The sequence below is a fragment of the Aeromonas sp. 25-AL00135 genome (assembly GCF_054052385.1).
In genome coordinates this window covers 1-19,907 of record NZ_JBSTYQ010000013.1, presented here as the reverse complement: position 1 = coordinate 19,907, position 19,907 = coordinate 1, and the positions used below count along the sequence as shown (strand labels likewise).

17 protein-coding genes and 3 tRNA genes are annotated in these 19,907 nt (G+C 61.1%); 11 read left to right on the top strand and 9 right to left on the bottom strand.

The genetic code is table 11. The features are described 5' to 3' along the window. Positions 1–138 precede the first annotated feature (138 nt). From malQ to msrB, 4 genes are all read left to right on the top strand, one after another. A complete protein-coding gene (gene malQ / locus ACW5XC_RS13240) occupies positions 139–2,328 on the top strand; it encodes a 4-alpha-glucanotransferase (RefSeq protein ID WP_042052414.1) in 2,190 nt (729 codons plus the stop codon). Between the two features lie 82 nt (positions 2,329–2,410). Next, positions 2,411–4,588 (top strand): 1,4-alpha-glucan branching protein GlgB, encoded by a 2,178-nt coding sequence (glgB, locus tag ACW5XC_RS13235; protein ID WP_042052415.1) that lies wholly within the window; start codon positions 2,411–2,413, stop codon positions 4,586–4,588. After that, a complete protein-coding gene (gene glgX / locus ACW5XC_RS13230; RefSeq protein WP_042052416.1) occupies positions 4,588–6,744 on the top strand; it encodes a glycogen debranching protein GlgX in 2,157 nt (718 codons plus the stop codon). The genes glgB and glgX overlap by 1 nt, the downstream gene beginning before the upstream one ends. Positions 6,745–6,812: 68 nt before the next feature. Beyond that, positions 6,813–7,199, top strand: coding sequence for a peptide-methionine (R)-S-oxide reductase MsrB (gene msrB / locus ACW5XC_RS13225; RefSeq protein WP_040068248.1), 387 nt, complete (start codon positions 6,813–6,815; stop codon positions 7,197–7,199). A gap of 74 nt (positions 7,200–7,273) precedes the next feature. Here the strand turns inward: msrB and chrA are convergent, their stop codons facing one another. Both chrA and ACW5XC_RS13215 read right to left on the bottom strand, forming a co-directional pair. Beyond that, entirely contained in the window at positions 7,274–8,425 is a 1,152-nt protein-coding gene (gene chrA / locus ACW5XC_RS13220) for a chromate efflux transporter (protein WP_155397218.1), read from the bottom strand. 82 nt (positions 8,426–8,507) lie between these two features. After that, complete coding sequence (locus tag ACW5XC_RS13215) at positions 8,508–8,954, bottom strand: nucleotide triphosphate diphosphatase NUDT15 (protein ID WP_042052418.1); 447 nt, start codon at positions 8,952–8,954, stop codon at positions 8,508–8,510. Between the two features lie 204 nt (positions 8,955–9,158). On the opposite strand from ACW5XC_RS13215, the gene ACW5XC_RS13210 reads away from it, so the two are divergent. Together ACW5XC_RS13210 and ACW5XC_RS13205 are read left to right on the top strand one after the other, a co-directional pair. After that, positions 9,159–9,386 (top strand): hypothetical protein, encoded by a 228-nt coding sequence (locus ACW5XC_RS13210; protein WP_005335715.1) that lies wholly within the window; start codon positions 9,159–9,161, stop codon positions 9,384–9,386. 145 nt (positions 9,387–9,531) lie between these two features. Then, on the top strand, positions 9,532–9,849 hold the full coding sequence (locus tag ACW5XC_RS13205; RefSeq protein ID WP_005343224.1) for a hypothetical protein: 318 nt from the start codon (positions 9,532–9,534) through the stop codon (positions 9,847–9,849). Between the two features lie 131 nt (positions 9,850–9,980). Here the strand turns inward: ACW5XC_RS13205 and ACW5XC_RS13200 are convergent, their stop codons facing one another. Both ACW5XC_RS13200 and ACW5XC_RS13195 read right to left on the bottom strand, forming a co-directional pair. Beyond that, positions 9,981–10,457 carry an Lrp/AsnC family transcriptional regulator gene (locus ACW5XC_RS13200; RefSeq protein ID WP_005304871.1) on the bottom strand — a complete coding sequence of 159 codons (477 nt, stop codon included), beginning with the start codon at positions 10,455–10,457 and terminating at the stop codon, positions 9,981–9,983. A 311-nt stretch (positions 10,458–10,768) separates the two neighbouring features. Next, positions 10,769–11,392 (bottom strand): helix-turn-helix transcriptional regulator, encoded by a 624-nt coding sequence (locus ACW5XC_RS13195; protein ID WP_042052419.1) that lies wholly within the window; start codon positions 11,390–11,392, stop codon positions 10,769–10,771. A 106-nt stretch (positions 11,393–11,498) separates the two neighbouring features. Here ACW5XC_RS13195 and ACW5XC_RS13190 point away from each other — a divergent pair, with 106 nt between their 5' ends. Both ACW5XC_RS13190 and ACW5XC_RS13185 read left to right on the top strand, forming a co-directional pair. Beyond that, positions 11,499–12,728 (top strand): MFS transporter, encoded by a 1,230-nt coding sequence (locus tag ACW5XC_RS13190; RefSeq protein WP_042052420.1) that lies wholly within the window; start codon positions 11,499–11,501, stop codon positions 12,726–12,728. A 110-nt stretch (positions 12,729–12,838) separates the two neighbouring features. Continuing rightward, on the top strand, positions 12,839–13,657 hold the full coding sequence (locus ACW5XC_RS13185) for a Cof-type HAD-IIB family hydrolase (RefSeq protein ID WP_042052421.1): 819 nt from the start codon (positions 12,839–12,841) through the stop codon (positions 13,655–13,657). A 51-nt stretch (positions 13,658–13,708) separates the two neighbouring features. Here ACW5XC_RS13185 and ACW5XC_RS13180 read toward each other — a convergent pair whose 3' ends face one another. Then, the gene (locus tag ACW5XC_RS13180) at positions 13,709–14,272 is read right to left on the bottom strand and encodes a DUF2799 domain-containing protein (protein WP_005362971.1); all 564 of its coding nucleotides are present in this window, start codon (positions 14,270–14,272) and stop codon (positions 13,709–13,711) included. 206 nt (positions 14,273–14,478) lie between these two features. On the opposite strand from ACW5XC_RS13180, the gene ACW5XC_RS13175 reads away from it, so the two are divergent. Both ACW5XC_RS13175 and ACW5XC_RS13170 read left to right on the top strand, forming a co-directional pair. Then, positions 14,479–15,318: an isopenicillin N synthase family dioxygenase gene (locus ACW5XC_RS13175; RefSeq protein ID WP_042052422.1), complete on the top strand. Its 840-nt coding sequence runs from the start codon at positions 14,479–14,481 to the stop codon at positions 15,316–15,318. Between the two features lie 211 nt (positions 15,319–15,529). Further along, complete coding sequence (locus ACW5XC_RS13170) at positions 15,530–16,843, top strand: sodium-dependent transporter (protein ID WP_042052423.1); 1,314 nt, start codon at positions 15,530–15,532, stop codon at positions 16,841–16,843. A 3-nt stretch (positions 16,844–16,846) separates the two neighbouring features. Here ACW5XC_RS13170 and ACW5XC_RS13165 read toward each other — a convergent pair whose 3' ends face one another. Further along, the gene (locus ACW5XC_RS13165; protein ID WP_042052424.1) at positions 16,847–17,566 is read right to left on the bottom strand and encodes a substrate-binding periplasmic protein; all 720 of its coding nucleotides are present in this window, start codon (positions 17,564–17,566) and stop codon (positions 16,847–16,849) included. Positions 17,567–17,998: 432 nt separating this feature from the next. Between ACW5XC_RS13165 and ACW5XC_RS13160 the strand changes: the two genes are divergently transcribed. Then, positions 17,999–19,312, top strand: coding sequence for a sodium-dependent transporter (locus ACW5XC_RS13160; RefSeq protein ID WP_042052425.1), 1,314 nt, complete (start codon positions 17,999–18,001; stop codon positions 19,310–19,312). A gap of 325 nt (positions 19,313–19,637) precedes the next feature. On the opposite strand, the gene ACW5XC_RS13155 is transcribed toward ACW5XC_RS13160, so the two are convergent. The 3 genes from ACW5XC_RS13155 to ACW5XC_RS13145 all read right to left on the bottom strand — a co-directional run bounded on the left by ACW5XC_RS13155 (position 19,638) and on the right by ACW5XC_RS13145 (position 19,903). Further along, positions 19,638–19,713 (bottom strand) — tRNA-Val (locus ACW5XC_RS13155). 17 nt (positions 19,714–19,730) lie between these two features. Next, positions 19,731–19,806, bottom strand: a tRNA-Lys gene (locus ACW5XC_RS13150). Between the two features lie 21 nt (positions 19,807–19,827). Beyond that, a tRNA-Val gene (locus ACW5XC_RS13145) sits at positions 19,828–19,903 on the bottom strand. Between the last annotated feature and the right edge of the window lie 4 nt (positions 19,904–19,907).

Here is a 19,907-nt window from a genome sequence, read left to right as displayed (position 1 = left end):
TCGGTCACACAACCATTCACTGAGATATGTAAAAATGTGCGCGGTTTAGCATGGCCCATAGAGCCACTGTTCAAGTACCACCCCATAAAAATCAAACAAAATAGTATAGATAGAATCCACAGCGGGAATTCTCAAACTATGACCACCCTGATTGAACAGCTGGCTGCCGCAAAAGGTATCGCCAGCGAGTATGTCGATGCCTGGGGCCACCCGGCCCAGGTATCAGAAGAGAGCAAGGCCGCCATGCTGGGCGCCATGGGCTACCGCGTCGATGACGAGGCCGCACTGGTGCAGCAGCTGGAAGAGGAGCATCGCCAGCACTGGCTGCGGGCGCTGGATCCTGTGATGGTGGTTCGCACCGGCGACGCCGTTACCCTTGAGGTTCGCCTCCCCATCGAATTCGTCAACGACGCCCTCACCTGGCAGCTCCAGCAGGAGCAGGGTGCGGTGCTGTCCGGTCAATTCACCCCCATCGAGGGTGAGCTGGTCGGCGTGGCCGAATTTGAAGAGATGGAGTGCCAGGCCTATCGCGTCACGCTGGATATGGCCCCGGAGCTGGGTTATCACCAGCTGGTGTTGCTGGAAGAGGGCAATGACGAGCCGCTGGCTACCATGCGCCTCATCGTCGCCCCCAAGGCCTGCTACAAGCAGGCGCCAATTGCCAATGGCCGCAAGGTATGGGGCCCGAGCGTGCAGCTCTACTGCCTGCGCAGCCGCCACAACTGGGGTATCGGTGATTTCAGCGATCTGGGCCAGCTGGTCGAGAAAGCGGCCGCCTGGGGTGCCCACTTCGTCGGTCTCAACCCTATCCACGCCCTCTATCCGGCCAATCCGGAGAGCGCCAGTCCCTACAGCCCCTCTTCCCGTCGCTGGCTCAACGTGGCCTATATCAATGTGGAAGCGGTGCCCGAATTCCAGCAGAGCGCTCGCCTGAAGGCGGAAGTGGCAAGCCCTGCCTTCCAGCAACATCTGGCCGACCTGCGTGCCAAAGAGAATGTCGATTACACCGGCGTGATCCAGACCAAACTCGGCATGCTGCGTCAGGTGTTCGACGAAGCCAGCCTTGGCGCCGAGCGTCAGGCTGCCTTTGATGCCTTCGTGGCCGCCGGTGACGACAGCCTGCAACAGCAAGCAGCATTTGATGCCCTGCAGGCCCACTTCTATGCCAAAGGCGAAAATGCCTGGGGCTGGCCGGTATGGCCGCAGGAGCTGCGCGATTACCACAATCCTGCCGTTGCCGCCTGGATGGCCGCGCACCCGCAAGATGTCAACTTCTACCTCTATCTGCAGTTCCTGGCCGACGAGCAGCTGGCGCAAGCCGATGCCCGTGCCAAGGCTGCCGGCATGGTGATGGGGATCTACCGGGATCTGGCAGTGGGCGTCTCCGAAGGCTCCACCGAGATCTGGGCCAACCAGGATCTCTACTGTCCGAAGGCCTCGGTCGGTGCGCCGCCCGATATCCTCGGCCCGCTCGGTCAGAACTGGGGCCTGCCCCCGATGAACCCGAACAAGCTGTTTGAAGCGGCCTATCAGCCGATGGTGGACTTGTTCCGAGCCAACATGCGCTCCTGCGGCGCACTGCGCATCGACCACGTGATGGCCTTGCTGCGCCTGTGGTGGGTACCGCCCGGAGCGTCCGCCGCCAAGGGCGCCTACATCTACTATCCGGTCAACGATCTGCTGGGCATTCTGGCCCTCGAATCCCACCGCAATCAGTGCCTGCTGATCGGCGAGGATCTGGGTACCGTGCCGGAGGGGATCGACGTGACCCTGAAAGAGAACGGCGTTCACTCCTACAAGGTGTTCTTCTTCGAGCGCTCCAAGGAAGATGGCGGCTTTATCTCCCCGGCGCACTACACCGAGCAGGCGATGTCGGCCCTGACCACCCACGACATGCCGACCCTCAAGGGCTTCTGGCACTGCGACGATCTGGCGCTCGGCCGTCAACTGGGTCTGTATCCGGATGAAGATGTATTGAAGACTCTGTATGCTGATCGTCACCAGGCCAAACAACGGATCCTCGACAGCTTGCATGCCCACAAGGTCATCTCTGACAACATCAGTCATGACGTGAACTGGGTCGGCATGAACACCGAACTCAACCACGGTCTGCAGATCCACATGTCCCGCGGCAGCTGCGCCCTGTTCAGTACCCAGCTGGAAGACTGGCTGGAGATGGACAAGCCGGTCAACGTACCGGGCACCAGTTACGAATACCCCAACTGGCGCCGCAAGCTTTCCGCTGATCTGGAAGATATTTTTGCCAATGAGGCACTCAAGGCACTGGCTGGCAAGATGAGCCAAGCCCGTGATGAGGCCAGTCGTTGAGACGCTGTCTCCCACAGCGTTCTCACCTAAATCCACTCCGGCTTCGGCCGGAGTGGATGCTCTGTCATGAAAGGAAATCTCGATGCTCGTTGAACGTTTGGTTGCTGCCCGCTGTTCCGATCCCTTCTCTCACTTAGGCCTGCAGGCCAATCCGGATGGGCCCGGCCTCAAACTGACCGCCTGGTTGCCTGATGCCCTCGAAGTCCGCGTCAAGGATCTCAAGTCGGGCAAAGTCGTTGCCACCCTGGCGCCCACCGATGAATCGGGTCTTTTTGAAACTGTTTTCACCCGCCGCAAAAACTCCTTCCCCTATCAGCTGATCGCCAGCTACCAAGATGCCACCACCGAGGTCATCGACCCCTATCAGTTTCAGGATGCCGCCTGGGCAGGCCTGGCCGAACTGACCGCCCAGCCGGAAAACCTCTACCACACCCTTGGCGCCCAGCTGCGCACCGTGGAGCATCTTGGCCAGCAGGTTGAAGGGGTGCGTTTTGCGGTCTATGCGCCGAGCGCCACCGCAGTGAGCCTGATCGGCGATTTCAACTTCTGGGATGGCCGCCGCCATCCGATGCAGCGCAGCCTCTGCGGTCACTGGGTGCTGTTTGTGCCGGGCCTCAAGGCCGGGGATCGCTACAAGTTCGAGCTCAAGGATCCCATGGGCAACCGGCTGCCCCACAAGAGCGACCCTGTCGGTTTCTACAGTGAGCAGTATCCGTCGTTCGCCTCCGTGGTCTATGACCACGCCCAGTACCAGTGGCAGGATGCCGAGTGGATTGCCAGCCAGCACAACGACAAGCGTGAGCACCCCCTCTCCATCTATGAGCTGCATGTCGGCTCCTGGAAGCGCCACCCCAACGGCGACAGCCTGAGCTGGCGCGAGCTGGCAGTGGAGCTGGTCGCCTACGTCAAAGAGATGGAGTACACCCACATCGAGCTGCTGCCGGTCTCCGAGCACCCCTTCAGCGGCTCCTGGGGCTACCAGCCGGTGGGCATGTTCTCCCCCACCAGCCGCTACGGCACCGCCGATGATTTCAAATACTTCGTCGACCAGTGCCACCAGGCAGGGATCGGCATCATTCTGGACTGGGTGCCCGCCCACTTCCCGTCCGATGCCCACGGCCTGGCCCGCTTCGATGGCACCCCGCTCTACGAGTACGAGGATCCGCGCCGTGGCTGGCATCCAGACTGGAACTCCTACATCTATGACTTTGGCCGCGACACAGTGCGTCAGTTCCTGGTGGCGAGCGCCCTGTTCTGGCTCGACAAGTTCCACATCGACGGACTGCGGGTGGATGCGGTCGCCTCCATGCTCTATCTGGACTACTCCCGCAACGCCGGTGAATGGGTACCGAACGTCGATGGCGGCAACCACAACTACGAGGCGATCAGTCTGCTCAAGTGGACCAACGAGGAGGTCTACGGCAAGTACCCCCACGCCATGACCATAGCCGAAGAGTCCACCGCATTTGCCGGTGTCTCCCGCCCCACCTTCCTCGGCGGCCTCGGCTTTGGCTTCAAGTGGAATATGGGCTGGATGCACGACACCCTCACCTATATGCAGAAAGAGCCGATCCACCGTCGCTACCACCACAACGACATGACCTTCTCCATGGTTTACCACTATGACGAGAACTTCATCCTGTCGCTCTCCCACGACGAGGTGGTGCACGGCAAGCACTCCATGCTCTACAAGATGCCGGGCGACGAGTGGCAGCAAGCCGCCAACCTGCGGGCCTACATGGGCTTCATGTACGCCCACCCGGGCAAGAAGCTCAACTTCATGGGCACCGAAATCGCCCAGAGCAACGAGTGGAACCACGACGCCCAGCTGCCATGGCATCTGCTGCAATATCCCAAGCATGCCGGTCAGCAGCGGCTGATCCACGATCTCAACCACCTCTACCGTCATGAGCCTGCCTTGTATCAGGCCGATTATGAGCAGACCGGCTTCCGCTGGCTGGATCACAACGATGCCGACAACAGCATCTTTGCCTGGCTGCGGGCGGACAAAGAGGGCAAGCAGACTATTGTGGTGGCCTGCAACTTCACCCCGGTGCCCCGTCTCGAATATCGGATCGGCGTCCCTGCGGCGGGCCACTATCGGGTGGTGCTCAACACCGACAGCGAGTATTACTGGGGCAGTAACTATGATGTAGGTCTGGTGTTCGCTGCCGAGCCGACCCTCTGGCAGGGGATGGCACACAGCATAGTGCTGGATCTGCCGCCGCTGGCGACCTTGTTTATCAAACAGGAGTCTTGATGCTTGTAATGGAAAAAGGGGTGGGCCACCCGCTGGGGGCCCGCCTTGACGAGAACGGTTGCCACTTCTGCGTCTGGGCCCCCCAGTCGGACAAGGTGGAGATCTGCCTGTACGACGAGCAGGAGCAGGAGCTGATGCGGCTGGAGTTGCCCGGCCGCCGTGGCCAGTATCGCTTTGGCTACGTGCGCGGTGTAAAGGCCGGTCAGCGCTACGGCTATCGGGTCTATGGCACCCCGCAGGAGGGGATGCTGTTCGATCCGCAAAAACTGCTGATTGACCCCTACGCCAAGGCGCTCAGTCGTCCCACCTACTGGGATGAAGCCCTCTATCAGGGGGACAGCGCCGGGATGATTGCCAAGTCGGTGGTGGTGGATGACAGCTTTGACTGGCAAGGGGTTGGCAAACCCGGGATCAGCCCGGCCCGCACCATTATCTACGAGACCCACGTCAAGGGCTTTACCAAGCAGCACCCGGGGATCCCCAAAGCGCTGCAGGGCACCTACCTTGGCATCTGTCACCCGCTGGTTATCGAGCATATGAAGAGTCTCGGCATCACCTCGGTGCAGCTGATGCCGGTGGCCGCCTTCATGTCGGAACCGCGACTGGAGCAGCTGGGACTGACCAACTACTGGGGCTACAACCCCATCGCCTTCTTCGCCCCGGAGCCGCGCTACAGCACCAGGGCGGACGAGGCGGTGACCGAGTTCAAGACCATGGTGCGCGAGCTGCACCGGGCCGGGCTCGAGGTGATCCTGGATGTGGTCTACAACCACACTGCCGCCTCTGGCTTCGACGGCCCCACCCTCTCGTTCAAGGGCTTTGACAACGCCGGTTACTACGCCTTCGAAGCGGGCCCCCACGGCCCGGACTACACCCGTCACGCCAACGTGACCGGCTGTGGCAACAGCGTCAATCTGGATCATCCCAATACCCTGCGACTGGTGCTCGATGCCCTGCGCTACTGGGTCACCGAGATGCAGGTGGATGGCTTCCGTTTCGATCTGGCGGTGACACTGGCGCGGGAAGCGGGGGAGTTCGAGCCCATGGGCGCCTTCTTCAAGGCAGTGATGGCCGACCCTGTGCTGTCACAGGTCAAGCTCATCGCCGAACCCTGGGATATCGGCCCCTTCGGCTACCGGCTGGGTCAATTCCCGAGCCAGTGGCAGGAGATCAACGACCGCTACCGCGATACTGTGCGCGCCTTCTGGCGCGGTGATGCGGGCAAGATGGGGGACTTCGCCACCCGGCTGGTAGGCTCGCGGGATATCTTCCCGAAGAACTGGCGCTCGCCTCACACCAGCGTCAACTACCTCTGCTATCACGACGGTTTCACCCTGGAGGATCTGGTCTCCTACAACCAGCGCCACAATCAGGCCAACGGTGAGGACAATCGGGATGGCCACGGCAACAACCTCTCCTATAACCATGGGGTAGAGGGGCCAACCCTGGATCCGCGGGTCAACAGCCTGCGCCAGCAGCAGAAGCGCAATCTGATTGCCACCCTGCTGCTGTCCCAAGGTACTCCCCACTTCCTCGCCGGCGACGAGATGGGCCGCAGCCAGCTTGGCAACAACAACGCCTACTGTCAGGACAACCAGATCAGCTGGGTCAACTGGCAGTGGCGGCCGGAGGATGAGCGGCTGTTCGCCTTCACCCAGCAGATGATGGCGCTGCGGGCGGAGTCCTGCGTCTTTTCCAACCTGCAACTGAGCGACGACAGCTGGAATGGCACCCCATCCAGCTGCCATCAGGTCAACTGGTATCACCCGGACGGCCACCAGCTCACCGATCAGGATTGGCACGCCCCCATGGGGCAGGCGTTCGCCATGGATATCGGCATGATCAACTGTGTCGGCGAGCGCTGGTACGTGCTGTTCAACGCCAGCGATTATGACATCCAGTTCCGCCTGCCGCCGCCGGGGGAAGGGCTGGAGTGGATCCAGACCATCGACACCGCCACCAACGATGGGCTGCCCTTCCTACCCGATGACATCAAACGGCAGGTGGCAGTCGGCCGGGCCCACTCCCTCAAACTGCTGGAGCGGGTGGCGCTGGCCAGCACGGCGGAGGATGCCCAACCACCGCAGCAGGAAATTCTCCCTGCATCCGGTGAGGAGATGGTTGCCACCTCGATCACAGATACAGGCAAACCATAACAGGCATGCTGGAGTCAGCTTTACGGAGCCGCTATGCTGGGCTCCGGTATGGATGGCAAGGAGTCGGTATGAGCAGTAACAATCCGGAACAGTGGCGCAGCAAACTGACCGCAGAGCAGTTTCACGTCTGCTGGGAGAAGGGCACCGAGCGCCCCTACAGCGGCGCCCTGCTCCACAATCGCAAGAGCGGCGACTACCTCTGTGTCTGCTGCAAGAGCGTGCTGTTTCACTCAGGAGCCAAGTTTGATTCCGGCTGCGGCTGGCCCTCGTTCGACAAGGCCATCGAGGGGACGGTGGAGTACACCGAGGACAACAGCCACGGCATGAAGCGGGTGGAGATCACCTGCCGCCAGTGCGGCTCTCACCTCGGTCACGTCTTCCCCGACGGACCGACCGAGACAGGCCAGCGCTACTGCGTCAACAGCCTGAGTCTGGATTTCGATCCCGACGCTTAAGCGGCTGACCCATTGCAATAAAAACGGCGCCTCCGTTATGGAGGCGCCGTTTTTTTATCGGGATTTCACCGCATTCACGCCAGCAGGATGGCGGCCATCACCAGCAGGGCCGCAATGGCCGGTATCGGCAGCTTCACCACCCGCAGCAGATAAAAGCCGATGGCCGCCAGCGCCAGATCGGTCGGCGCCAGCACCGCGCTCTGCCACACCGGCTGATAGAGGGCCGCCAACAACAAGCCCACCACGGCGGCGTTGATTCCGGTGACGGCCCCCGCCAGACGGGGCTGGGCCAGCCACTGTTGCCAGCAGGGGCCCACCGCCCAGAGCAGCAGAAAGCCGGGCGCAAAGAGCGCCAGGGTCGCCAACAGGGCACCGATCATCGGCATCTCGGGCTGCAGCTGGGCGCCAAGATAGGTGGCAAGGGTAAACATGGGGCCCGGCACCAACTGGGCCAGGCTGTAACCGGTCAGAAACTGCTGCTCGTTGAGAGTGTGGCCCACGCTCTCTTGCAGCAGTGGCAGCACCACATGGCCACCGCCAAACACCAGACTACCGGCGCGATAGAAGTCAGCAACCAGCTGGCCAATCGGGCTAGCGAGCAGCGGCAGACCGATAAAAAGAATGCCAAACAGCAGCAGGGTCGGCCAATGAGGCTGACTGCTGGCGGCAGAAGGCAGCTCGGCGGAGGCTGGCACACTACCCGCCCCGCGCTGGCTGCGGGCGCAGATCAGCGCCGCTCCAGCCAGCATCAACAGTTGAGTCATCAGACCGGGCTGCCACCAGAGTGCGGCAGCGGTCACCACCATGATCCCCTGGGTCATTCCCGTGGCACAGAACTGACGACTCATGGTGAACACCGCATCGGCCACCACGATAAGCGCCAGCAGCTTGAGGCCGTGCAAAGCCGCATCGAGCCACAGATTGCTGCCCAGCTGGCCGATGCCGATCGCGGCCGCCAGTAGCAGCAGAAATGAGGGCAGCGTGAAGCCAACAAAAGCCGAGAGCGCCCCGCCCAGACCGGCGCGATGACGACCGATGGCGAAACCAAGCTGGCTGGAGGCGGGCCCCGGCAGCAGTTGGCACAGCGCCAGCAAGCGGGCAAATTCGGCCTGTGTCAGCCAGCCAAGCCGCTGGACGAAGGTGCGCTGGAAATAGCCGATATGAGCGGCCGGACCACCAAAGCTGATGCAGCCCAGCCATAAAAACTGAATAAATACCTGTCCCACGCTCTTCTCCCTCATCCCTCTTCTCCCGATGGAGAGGGGATATTATGACAGCGCGATGATCTTTTTATGACAATCAGACTGATTAGGCCGACACCATGGGCACATCACCCGGCAGATAGCAGCGTCCCGCCAGCCAGCAGGCGATGGACTGACGGCTGGCGTCGAAATGGGGCTCGGGCAACGCGCGCGGATCGCACCAGACCCAGCCTTCGCACTTCTCCGGCTCCAGCAGCTGCGGCTCACCATCGGCCCGGGCGTGCAGCGTCACCGAGACATAGTGCAGCCCGCTCTCGCGCCAGGTCTCCAGATTGTTGGTCACCGCCACCACCTCGGGCCCGTGGATCTCAAGTCCCGTCTCCTCGGCCACCTCGCGGATCGCCGCCGACTCGAAGCTCTCCCCCAACTCCAGATGACCACCCGGGATCGACCAGTAGGGGGCATGGCTCCCCTTGCGTTTGCCAAGCAGCACCTGGCCTAGGGCGTTGGTCAGGATGACGCCGACCCCGACGCGGGGATAGAGAGTGGACATGAAAACGCTCCTTCAATCAGGCAATAAAACGGCCCCACCATAGGCCCAAGGAGGGCACAGGGCAAGCCCTGGCTGCACGGCACCTGCGGCCGTCAGTGGCCCCCCCTTGCCCCTTAACCGGTTATCACTGATGCTGGGGAGTGAAGCCCGGATGGAGAGGTCATCCCCATCCTCCCAGTCCCCCATCACCCCGAGGAGTCCGCCATGAAAAAATTGCTCCCCCTGTGCGCCCTGCTGCTCACGGCTTGCCAAACCACGCCGCCCCCCAACTCGCTCGCCATCGATGATGCCGACGCCTGGCAGGCCATTTGCAAAGATGGCACCCGGGTTCGCGCCGTGGTGGCAGAGGGGATCTGTGGGGATCATCGCGGGGTAGCCATGTGGACGAATAAGCCAAGAGCTGAACGGATGGCAGAAGAAGCCGCCAAATAGTGTGATCCAGGCACCATAAAATGACACTGCCGACCAATTGGCCGGATTTTTTCGCGATCTCGCCAGCACTTTGCCACCTTGTTCATGGTGCGCTCAGTTTTCTGTTCCCATACTGGCCCTACAGTTCCAAAAGAGGAGAGACAAGATGCAAACATCCATCGTCGGGCTCTCCATTCTGTGGGGGCTAGCCAGTTTTGGTGTTCAGGGGGATTTCATCGAGAGCCGTGATTCCGTTGCGCCATCCTGGCAAGCCGAGTCCAGAGTGGAGATGGAAGGTTATCTGATTGAATCGCTTGGCGAAGATCGCTGGCTGTTCGACAACGGCAGCGAGAGCCTGCTGGTCTCCCTGCCCGAGGGGCAGTGGGTGCCGACCGGCGAGCGGCTGCGGGTCAGCGGCGAACCGCAGCAGGAGCAGAGCGGCTGGCTGCTGCAGGTGGAAGACATCAGCCAGGTCAGTGTCTGACCACGGCAGTCGCCCCGTCACCGCGACAGCTAATCCAGACCCGATAACCACTACCGAATAACCAAGAGCGAATAGCAAAAGAGGAGGCCACTGGCCTCCTCTTTCTGTTTATATAAGCGGCTTGCGCGGGCTCACCCCAGATGGTTGAGCGGCAGCGCCGTCTTGTGCTTGATGCGGCGCAACACGAAGCTGGAGCGCACTCCGGTCACCCCCGGAATATGGGTCAGCTTGTCCAGCAGGAAGTGCTGGTAGTGCTCCATGTCGCGCACCACCACCTTGAGCTGGTAGTCGGCATCGTTGCCGGTGATGAGGTCACACTCCAGCACTTCGGGCAGTTCGCTGATGGCGCGGTCGAAATTCTCGAACCGCTCGGGCGTGTGTCTGTCCATGGAGATATGAATGTAGGCGGTGAGGGTGAGGCCAAGCTGGCGGGCGTTGAGCAGAGTAACGTGGGTGTCGATGAGACCGGCATCCTCCAGCGCCTTGACCCGGCGGGAGCAGGGGGACGGCGAGAGCCCGACCAGCTCGGCCAGTTCCAGATTGCTGATGCGGCCATTCTCCTGCATCAGCTCGAGAATATGTCTGTCTATGCGATCAAGTTTCAGCATTTACCCTTCCTCGTTGCAATGACTAATCCACTTTTCCTAGATTAAGGGTGAAGTATTGCAAAAACAACCGAAATAAGTGGTTGCTTTGCAACCACTCACCGGCACGGGAGGGATACTATGGTTACATCTTCCGGTGGCAAAGCAGATACCTGACCGGGTCTCTGCGGTGAAGGACCTTACCGGGTCAAGAGCCCCATCAGCCGTCTTACCTTATCGGGAAACGACGGGCTGGAACGAGAGAACCCCCTCCCCGAAGGCAACAAAGCAGGCATCCCGGCGCCTGCTTTGTTGTTTTTGGGCGTTTGACGAAATCAGAGCGCGGGCGGCGTGATGCGATAGAGGCAGCGATGCGCCCCCTCCAGCAGATATTGCTCCCGCTCCACCGTCGCCGGCGCCAGCAGCTGGCGAAACAGCGCCAGTTCGCTGCGACAGAAACCGCGGCAGGTGCGCGCCGCCGCACAGATGGGGCAGTGGCTCTCCCACAGCAGCCAGCTGCCATCCTCTTCGCGGCGGATCTCCGCCATGTAGCCCTCGCGAGTACGCAGCTCCTTGAGCGCCGCCAGCCGGCCAGAGAGGCCATGGGACCCCAGCGCCTCCTGATAGCGAGCAAGCATCTGCTGCTCCCGCTGCTGGATCAGCCGTTCCATCCCCTCCTCGCCAAACAGCTCGCGCACGTTGTCGATCAGCTGCACGGTCAGGTCGCTATGGCTATCGGGGAAGCGCTGCCAGGCCTGCTCGGTGAGCTGCCACAGCCGCACGGGACGACCGCGCCCGCGCGCCTCGTCGCTGAATGTAACCCACCCCTCCTGCTCGAGCGTGAGCAGGTGCTGGCGGGCGCCCATGGAGGTCATCTGCAACTGCTCCCCCAGCGCGGCGGCGCTCTGCGGGCCATGGCTCTTGAGCAGAAACAGGATCTTGTCGGTGCTTGCGTTCATGGTCTCATTATGGGGATCGCCCTTTATTAAATCAACAATTCACTTTACTTAATCCCGTCTATGAATCAGCATAAATAAACAAATAACTTTACTTAATGGGTGCAACATGGAGAAACACGGGCACAAAAATCCCCTCTGGGTGCTGGTCATGACGGTCACGCTGGCAGTTGCAGGCTTCAGTCTCCCCTCCCCGGTGTTGGCACCTTTGCTGCTGGATCCGGCGCAGGGGATGCTGACGCCGGAAGCCTCCGACTGGAGCCGCAAGGTGTGGCTGGGGGTCATCATGGGGCTCTATCCCCTGTTCCAGCTGGTGGGCAGCCCCTGGCTCGGGCGCCTCTCCGACCGCTATGGCCGCAAGCCACTGCTGTTGCTCTCGCTGGCGGGGGTACTGGCAGGCTATGCCCTGATGGCACTCGGTATCGCCTGGCGCTCACTCCCCCTGTTGCTGCTCAGCCGGATTGTGGAGGGGCTGTGCAACGGCAACATCGCCATCGTGCAGGCGATGGCGGCGGATCTCGCCGGCAAGGAGCACAAGGCCCGCAGCTTCGCCTGGATCAATATCGGCATGAATCTGGGCTGGGTAGTGGGGCCGGTGATCGGGGGCTACGCCGCAGTGATCTCGGGGGATTACAGTCTGGCCGCCTGGCTGGCGGTAGGAATGACCCTGCTCAACCTGCTGCTGGTCTACTGGCTGATCCCCTATCGTCCGCCGGTGGCGGCCACCCGTCAGACAGCGACCCTCTCCAGCCGCCAGCTGTTGTTGCAACCGGCCCTGCTGCCCTACTTCGCACTTACCCTGATCAGCTATGGCGCCGTGCAGCTCTATTTCACCTACTTCAATATCTGGCTGGTGGAGCGGCTGTCCTGGGATCCGGCCCAGCTGGCACAGGCGGCGGTACTGGTGAGCCTGCCCATGATGGCGGGCTCCTGGCTCGGCTCCCGCATCGCCCGTCACTGGCGCGGCAGCTCCCTCGGCATTGTCGGCCATCTGGTGATGGCGAGCGGCATGCTGCTCTTTATCCTGCCCGTGCACTGGTGGGGACTGGCGCTTACCTTCGTTCCCGCTGGCATCGGAATGAGTCTGGGAGAGCTGGCCACTTCGGTGGCGATCTCCAACCGCAGTCACCCGGAGCAACAGGGGCAGGCGATGGGGCTCTACCGCGCCCTCGCCGTAGGCAGCGAGATACTGGCGGTGCTGCTCGGCAGTCTGGTGCTGCTGGCCGGTACCGAGTGGCCCTTCTATCTCGCCACCCTCTGCTCCCTTGCCAGTGCTGCCGGTTTCTATCTGCTGCGCCGCCGTGCCGACCGTCGTCAACAGCTGGCCAGCTGCACCTGAGCCACGAAGGGATCACAGTTCGGCGCTTCGGCCACGCGCAAGACTTGCATCGGAGCACCGGGTCTGGGACGGTAAAGCTCTTTGCGGATTTGTTCGATGCTGGAGGAGCTATGAGTGAGTACAAGGCCATCGCGCTCGATATGGATGGCACCCTGCTGACCCGGGATCACAAGATCTCGTCGGCCACCCGGGCAGCCCTGGCGCAGGCCCGCGCCCACGGTATCAAGGTGCTGCTGGTCACGGGACGCCACTACATGACGGCGCGTCCCTTCCACCACGAGCTGGCCCTCGATACCCCCCTCATCTGCAGCAACGGCGCCTATCTCTATGATCCGGTGCAAAACGGTATCCTCAGCGGCGACCCGCTGGCGGTCGCCCCGCTTACCGAGCTGCTGGCCGCGGTCGAGGCGCAGCAGATGGGCGCCCTGTTCCACCTGAGCGAGGGCATTGGCTACATCGGCTGTGAAGAGCATGTCACTCGCATCCGCCACTGGTCGGCCAATCAGCCGGACCACCTCAAGATCGCCCTCCACCCGGTCGAGGAGCTGGCAGGCTGGCTCGACAACCCGGTCTGGAAACTGGAGCTGTTCAATCAGGATCCGGCGCGCCTGCACACCTTTATGGGCGAGGTGGTCGAGCAGATGCCCTTTACCCGTGACTGGGCGGCCCCCTATGCGGTGGAGCTGGTACAGCCCGGTTGCAGCAAGGGCAACCGGCTTGCCCAGTGGGCAGCCAGCGAAGGGATTGCGATGGAGCAGGTGGTGGCGTTTGGTGACAACAACAACGACATCAGCATGTTCGAGCAGGTGGGGCTGGCGGTGGCCATGGGCAATGCGGCCCCACAGCTCCAGAGCCATGCCCATCGGGTCACGGCCGACCACAACGAAGATGGCATCGCACTGGCGTTGCAGCGCTGGGTACTGCCCTGATCTGACAAGATGCAACATGGCCAGCACGCGGGCTGGCCATGAAGAGAGGGATTAACCGCCGAAGGAGAACTGGATCACCCGATCCGGATAACGCAGACGGTTGTACTCCCGGCGCAGGGATTCGTAGTGGCGAATGGCCCGATCGCGCTTGGCGCGGTAATAGTCGCGCTGTTCCGTGTTGGTTTCGTTGCGGATGCTGCGTTCAAGCGTATCGATATCCCGCTCGGTACGCTCCAGCTCGTCGCTGATCTCCCGCAGGCGGGCAGCCAGTTTGTACTCTTCGTAGCCACGCTGATACTGCTTGAGGAAGCTGGCGTCATTGGGGCATACCCCCAGATAGGCCTGCCCCTCCTTGCCCTTGCTGTAAGCCAGCTCGGGAATGCAGTAGAGCTCCAGCCCCTTGTCGTAGCCCCGTTTCCACTCGGCCTCATCCACTTTGAGGCCATATTCGCTGCAAGACGAAACGTAATCACGGGTCGCCTGACGGGTTTTACCCTCCGATCCATCCTGATAACCCAGGTTGTACCAACTCATGGTGCGGCACTCATCTTCTGACAGGGCACTGCATCCCGCCAGCAATACCGGCAGGGTCAGCAACAGGATTTTGGGGGACATGAACAGACTCCGGAAAAGATAGTGACCGGCATTCTAGAGAGGATAAAAGGCCATAACAAGGGATGCACTCCCGTGCGGTCTGGCGCGGTTTATTTGATGTTTTTGTCACTATTCAACGCCGTGCCAGACGGGCGGCCAACCCGCTTTCCTTGTTATCAGGCGCAAGGTAAACTGCGCCATCTTTTAACTGGCGCGCAACAAAAACAATGAAAGTCCTGACCGTCGATTACCGCTCACCCGATGCGGCCCAACGCTTCACCGAATCCCTGCGTACCACCGGCTTTGGCGTGCTGACCAACCACCCCATTCCAAAAGAGCTGGTGCAATCCATCTACGACAACTGGTATCGCTTCTTCATGAGCGAGCAGAAGCAGGATTTCCTGTTCAACCGCGAAACCCAGGATGGCTACTTCCCGCCGTCGGTCTCCGAGGTGGCCAAGGGCCATAGCCAGAAAGACATCAAGGAGTACTTCCACATCTACCCCTGGGGCCAGATGCCGGAAGAGCTGAAAGAGCAGGCGATGGAGTACTACCGTCTCGCCAACGGTCTGGCCGCCGAGCTGCTGGGCTGGGTCGAGCAGTATACCCCGGCCGATATCGCCGCTCACTACAGCTGCCCGTTCTCCTCGATGATTGAAGAGAGCCAGAAGACCCTGCTGCGGGTGCTGCACTATCCGCCGTTCGATGGCACCGAGGAGCCGGGCGCCATCCGCGCCGCCGCCCACGAAGATATCAACCTGCTCACTATTCTGCCCGCCGCCAACGAGCCGGGGCTGCAGGTGAAGGGCTCCGACGGCGAGTGGATGGACGTGCCGTGCGACTTTGGCACCCTCATCATCAATATCGGCGACATGCTGCAGGAGGCCTCTCGCGGCTACTACCCCTCCACCACTCACCGCGTCATCAACCCGACCGGTGGCAGTGCCGCCAAGTCGCGTATCTCCCTGCCGCTGTTCCTCCATCCGCGGCCCGAGGTGGTGCTCTCCGAGCGTCATACCGCCCACAGCTACCTGATGGAGCGGCTGCGGGAGCTCGGGGTGATCTAGTCCGCCGACGAGCAGTTGTCAGAGACCAAACCGGAGCAATCTCGCTCCGGTTTTTATTTGGCGGCAGGATTGGGCAAAAAACAGAATTAAATTAGCCAATCATGCCAATAAATCGCATTTATGCCTGATAACCGTCGTAGTGATTGCGCCGTGACCTCCGTAACATGAGCGCCATTCTGCCCCTGCCAAGGGGCGCTCGATTGGAGTTCTTATGAAGCAGTCCCAATGGTCATCCCGACTCGGCTACATCCTCGCCGCAGCGGGTTCCGCGGTCGGTATCGGCGCAATCTGGAAATTTCCCTACGTCACTGCCGTCAACGGCGGCGGCGCCTTCCTGCTGGTCTTTCTGCTGTTCAGCTTCACCCTGGGGGTGGCGGTATTGATGGGGGAGACCCTGCTCGGCAGCATGAGTCGCCGCGGGGTAGTCGGAGCCTTCTCCGATCTGCTCGGTAAACAGTGGCGCTGGGTTGGGGTAATGGGGGTGATCTCTACCCTGCTCATCTACTGCTTCTACAGCGTGGTGGGCGGCTGGACCCTGGGTTATACCGGCATGGCCATCTCCGGTCAGCTCAACCATGGGGATGCGGCGGCCCTCACCGCCCGCTTCAATGACTATGTCAGCGGCGACGTCTGGCCAATCCTCACTCACCTGCTGTTTGCCGCCCTCACCTGGATGGTGGTGCAAGGGGGCATTCAGAAAGGGGTGGAGCGCACCTTGCGCTGGATGATGCCGGCCCTGTTCCTGATGATCCTGATGCTGGTCGCCTTTGGCCTCACACTGCCCAATGCGATGGCGGGGGTACGTCACTTCCTGATGCCCGACTTCAGCAAGCTGGGGATGTCCGGCGTGCTCGATGCCATGGGGCTGGCCTTCTTCTCCCTCTCCATCGGTCTTGGCATCCACACCACCTACGGCGCCTATCTGCCGACCAGCGAAGGGGTTGGTCGCTCCAGCCTCTGGGTGGTGCTGCTGGCCAGCATGGTGGCAGTGCTGGCGGGTTTGATGATCTTCCCGGTGCTGGCCTCGACCGGTATCGACCCGGCCTCCGGCCCCGGTCTCACCTTTATGACCATGCCGGCGGTATTTCAACTGCTGCCCTTCGGTCAGGTGCTTGAGGTGATCTTCTTCGCCCTGCTGGTCTTTGCGGCGCTCTCCTCGGCCATCTCCCTGCTGGAGCATTTGCAGTGCTTCCTGTGCGAGACCTGGGGCTGGTCACGCCGCACGGCCTGCAGCGCCATCACTGGATTCGTCATGGTTAGCGGTGTTCCGGTCAGCCTGTCGTTTGGCCCGCTGCAACACGCAACCCTGTTTGGCAAAACCATTTTCGAGTTGCTGGACTTTGTCACCTCCAACCTGATGATGCCGCTGTTCGGCCTGATGCTGACGCTGCTGCTGGGCTGGAAACTGGGGCGCAAGGCGCCGCCGCAGGGGATTGCCAGCCACTGGCATCACTTGCTGATGAACTGCTGGCGCTGGATTGCCCCCTTGCTGATCGGCGGGATCTTGATTCGCGGTCTGGTGTGACGGTTACTCTTCGCGGGTGGGCTCATCGGCCCGCCCCTGGGCGGCTCTGACGGCCTCCAGGGCATGCTGCCAGCGGGTGATCTCGGCATCATCCGTTCCCTTGGAGAAGACGATATAGAGACCGGCCTGATGGAGCAGTACCCCACTGCTGACGATGCTGCGCAGGGATAACCCCATCTTGTCGAGGGTGGCCTCCATCACCAGCTCCGCCATCGGCAAGGCATCGATCTTGCCCAGCATCAGCCGCTCTATCGCCTCCCCGACTGTCTTGTAGCGCACCAGATTGGTGTAGCCCTCATGGGTCAGCCGCACGTCATCGGCATTACCCAGCACGACCCCCACTCTGGGCAGATCCCGCAGCTGTGCCAGCGAGGTCAGCGGGTGGCGACTATCCGGCGCCTGATAGATAAAGACCCGATTGATAAAGAGCGGGCCAACCCATTTGAAATGAGACTCCCGCTCCGGGAGCCGCTGTACCACGAACAGTCCATAGCCGGGCTCGACCCGTGCCAGCGCCAGCGCCCGCTTGAGCGGGTAAATCCGCACCGGATAACGGGTGCCAAGCTCCTCCTGCACCTCATCGATCAGGCGAATGGCAAATCCGTCGAGCTTGCCGTCGTGGTATTCGGTAAAGGGGGGTAAGTCGTGACTCAGCAGGGTTAATCCGGGCTGCGCCGACACACTCAGGCTGATCAGTAACCAGGGCAACACCATCCATCTCATACGACATCCTGTCTCATCGTTGTTCCCGTCAGCGCCATGTAGCAGTCACTAGTTCCAGAAGAAGCTACGTCGATTATCGCCCAGTAAATAGCCGCAAGGTAGAAAAGATACGGCCCTGCGAGGTTCTCCCCCATTGAGTTGTACGTACAGTCAGAGTGATGACAGCGGCACACATAAAAAATTTTTGATTTTATGTGTCAATTATTCTTTCCATGGTTTAGGCTGTTCCCTCATTCATTGGTCAGGTTGCCACCTCATGTCTGCCATCCTCGTGCTGTTTGGTCGATTTTTTAGCTCGCAAGAGAGGTGACCTTGCACGCACAGTTTTTCTGAATGTTCATTGCAAAGGTCGCCTCAGGCGGCCTTTTTTATGGTCTGTCGTTTATTGCTACAGAGGAGTATTGCTTCGATGTCGTGTTACCCGGAGGTTGTATGAGCCAGGTTCAGTGGTCTTCCCGTCTCGGTCATGTGCTGGCCGCAGCAGGCACAGCGATTGGCCTTGGTGCCATCTGGAAGTTTCCCTATGTGACCGCCACCAATGGCGGTGGCGCCTTTCTGCTGGTGTTTCTGCTGTTCAGCTTCACCCTGGGGGTAGCGGTACAGGTCGGCGAAACCCTGCTCGGCAGCCATAGCCAGCGCGGGGTGCTCGGCGCCTTTCGCAAACTGGTGGGGCCGAACTGGCGCTGGATGGGGTATATGGGGATCGCCTGCGGCTTCTTTATATACAGCTTCTACAGCGTGGTCGGTGGCTGGACCGTGGGTTACGCCGCGCTGGCGATGGCTGGCAAGCTCAACCTGAGCGAGGGGAGCGCCCTCACCGCCCTGTTCAACGGCTATGTCAGCAACCCCTGGTGGCCGGTGCTGACCCATCTGATCTTCGCGGGCCTGACCTGGTGGTTCGTGCAGGGGGGGATTCAGAAAGGGGTTGAGCGGGCACTGCGCTGGATGATGCCCGCGCTCTTCATCATGATGCTACTGCTGGTGGGGGTTGGCCTCTCCATGCCCGGCTCCATGGCGGGTGTGCGCCAGCTGCTGCTGCCGGACTTCTCCATGCTGACCGGCCAGAGCGTGCTGGACGCGCTGGGACTGGCCTTCTTCTCCCTCTCCATCGGGCTCGGGGTACACACGACCTATGGCGCCTACCTGCCCAATAGCGAAGGTGTGCTGCGCTCCGGCGTCTGGGTGGTCACTCTGGCAAGCCTTATCTCGGTGCTGGCGGGCTTGATGATCTTCCCGGCGCTGGCCTCTACCGGCATAGACCCCACTGCCGGGCCGGGTCTCACCTTTATGACCATGCCTGCCGTGTTCAGCCATCTGCCGTTCGGTCAGGGGCTCGGTGTCGTATTTTTCCTGCTGCTGCTGGTTGCCGCCCTCTCCTCCTCCATCTCCATGCTGGAGCATCTGGTGCGTTTCACTACCGAGGAGTGGGGCTGGTCACGCCGTGGCGCCTGCCGGGTATTGACCCTGCTCATCATGGCCTCCGGCATTCCGGTGAGCCTGTCGTTCGGCCCCTGGAGCGATCTGACCCTGTTTGGCAAAACCATCTTCGAGCTGCTCGACTACCTCACCTCCAACCTGATGATGCCGCTGTTTGGCCTGGTACTGACCCTGCTGCTGGGCTGGCGACTGGGTGATGCCATTCTGCCTGCAAGCATGTCACCCACCTTGCGCCTTGCGCTGCTCTGGTGCTGGCGCGTGGTGGCGCCGCTGCTGATCAGCGGGATCCTGATCCGCGGGATCATGTAACGTCGACCATCACGATGAGGGCAGGCTCTGGCCTGCCCTTTTTCTTGCCGCTCGCCAGAGGCGGCGGTCAAGGAGCGGCAATAAGATGAGCAGGCATCAGCAGACCAAGAGCGGGAGTGGAAAAGGGCGCTTGGATAACACGGGAGCAGACGGGAGCAGACGGGAGCAGACGGGAGCAGACGGGAGCAGACGGGAGCAGACGGGACAGGTTAAGAGATCGAGCAATAGAAAATGCTGAACACTGAATTTCAGGCAAAAAAAATCCCCATCTGAGTGGGGACTTTCTCTGCAACCGCAACTGATATCTCAGCCTCGCTTGCGAATATGGTGGTCGTTACTGGGATCGAACCAGTGACCCCCTCCTTGTAAGGGAGGTGCTCTCCCAGCTGAGCTAAACGACCTGGGAATTCTGAAATGATGGTGGGTCGTGCTGGATTCGAACCAGCGACCAATTGATTAAAAGTCAACTGCTCTACCGACTGAGCTAACGACCCATCTAAATCATTTTTACAAACTGGTGGTCGTTACTGGGATCGAACCAGTGACCCCCTCCTTGTAAGGGAGGTGCTCTCCCAGCTGAGCTAAACGACCTGGG

Bases quoted from the DNA above. Each gene is read 5' to 3' on its own strand.
- malQ (WP_042052414.1), top strand. From the start codon at position 139: ATGACCACCCTGATTGAACAGCTGGCTGCCGCAAAAGGTATCGCCAGC.
- glgB (WP_042052415.1), top strand. From the start codon at position 2,411: ATGCTCGTTGAACGTTTGGTTGCTGCCCGCTGTTCCGATCCCTTCTCT.
- glgX (WP_042052416.1), top strand. From the start codon at position 4,588: ATGCTTGTAATGGAAAAAGGGGTGGGCCACCCGCTGGGGGCCCGCCTT.
- msrB (WP_040068248.1), top strand. From the start codon at position 6,813: ATGAGCAGTAACAATCCGGAACAGTGGCGCAGCAAACTGACCGCAGAG.
- ACW5XC_RS13215 (WP_042052418.1), bottom strand. From the start codon at position 8,954: ATGTCCACTCTCTATCCCCGCGTCGGGGTCGGCGTCATCCTGACCAAC.
- ACW5XC_RS13210 (WP_005335715.1), top strand. From the start codon at position 9,159: ATGAAAAAATTGCTCCCCCTGTGCGCCCTGCTGCTCACGGCTTGCCAA.
- ACW5XC_RS13205 (WP_005343224.1), top strand. From the start codon at position 9,532: ATGCAAACATCCATCGTCGGGCTCTCCATTCTGTGGGGGCTAGCCAGT.
- ACW5XC_RS13200 (WP_005304871.1), bottom strand. From the start codon at position 10,457: ATGCTGAAACTTGATCGCATAGACAGACATATTCTCGAGCTGATGCAG.
- ACW5XC_RS13195 (WP_042052419.1), bottom strand. From the start codon at position 11,392: ATGAACGCAAGCACCGACAAGATCCTGTTTCTGCTCAAGAGCCATGGC.
- ACW5XC_RS13190 (WP_042052420.1), top strand. From the start codon at position 11,499: ATGGAGAAACACGGGCACAAAAATCCCCTCTGGGTGCTGGTCATGACG.
- ACW5XC_RS13185 (WP_042052421.1), top strand. From the start codon at position 12,839: ATGAGTGAGTACAAGGCCATCGCGCTCGATATGGATGGCACCCTGCTG.
- ACW5XC_RS13180 (WP_005362971.1), bottom strand. From the start codon at position 14,272: ATGTCCCCCAAAATCCTGTTGCTGACCCTGCCGGTATTGCTGGCGGGA.
- ACW5XC_RS13175 (WP_042052422.1), top strand. From the start codon at position 14,479: ATGAAAGTCCTGACCGTCGATTACCGCTCACCCGATGCGGCCCAACGC.
- ACW5XC_RS13170 (WP_042052423.1), top strand. From the start codon at position 15,530: ATGAAGCAGTCCCAATGGTCATCCCGACTCGGCTACATCCTCGCCGCA.
- ACW5XC_RS13165 (WP_042052424.1), bottom strand. From the start codon at position 17,566: ATGAGATGGATGGTGTTGCCCTGGTTACTGATCAGCCTGAGTGTGTCG.
- ACW5XC_RS13160 (WP_042052425.1), top strand. From the start codon at position 17,999: ATGAGCCAGGTTCAGTGGTCTTCCCGTCTCGGTCATGTGCTGGCCGCA.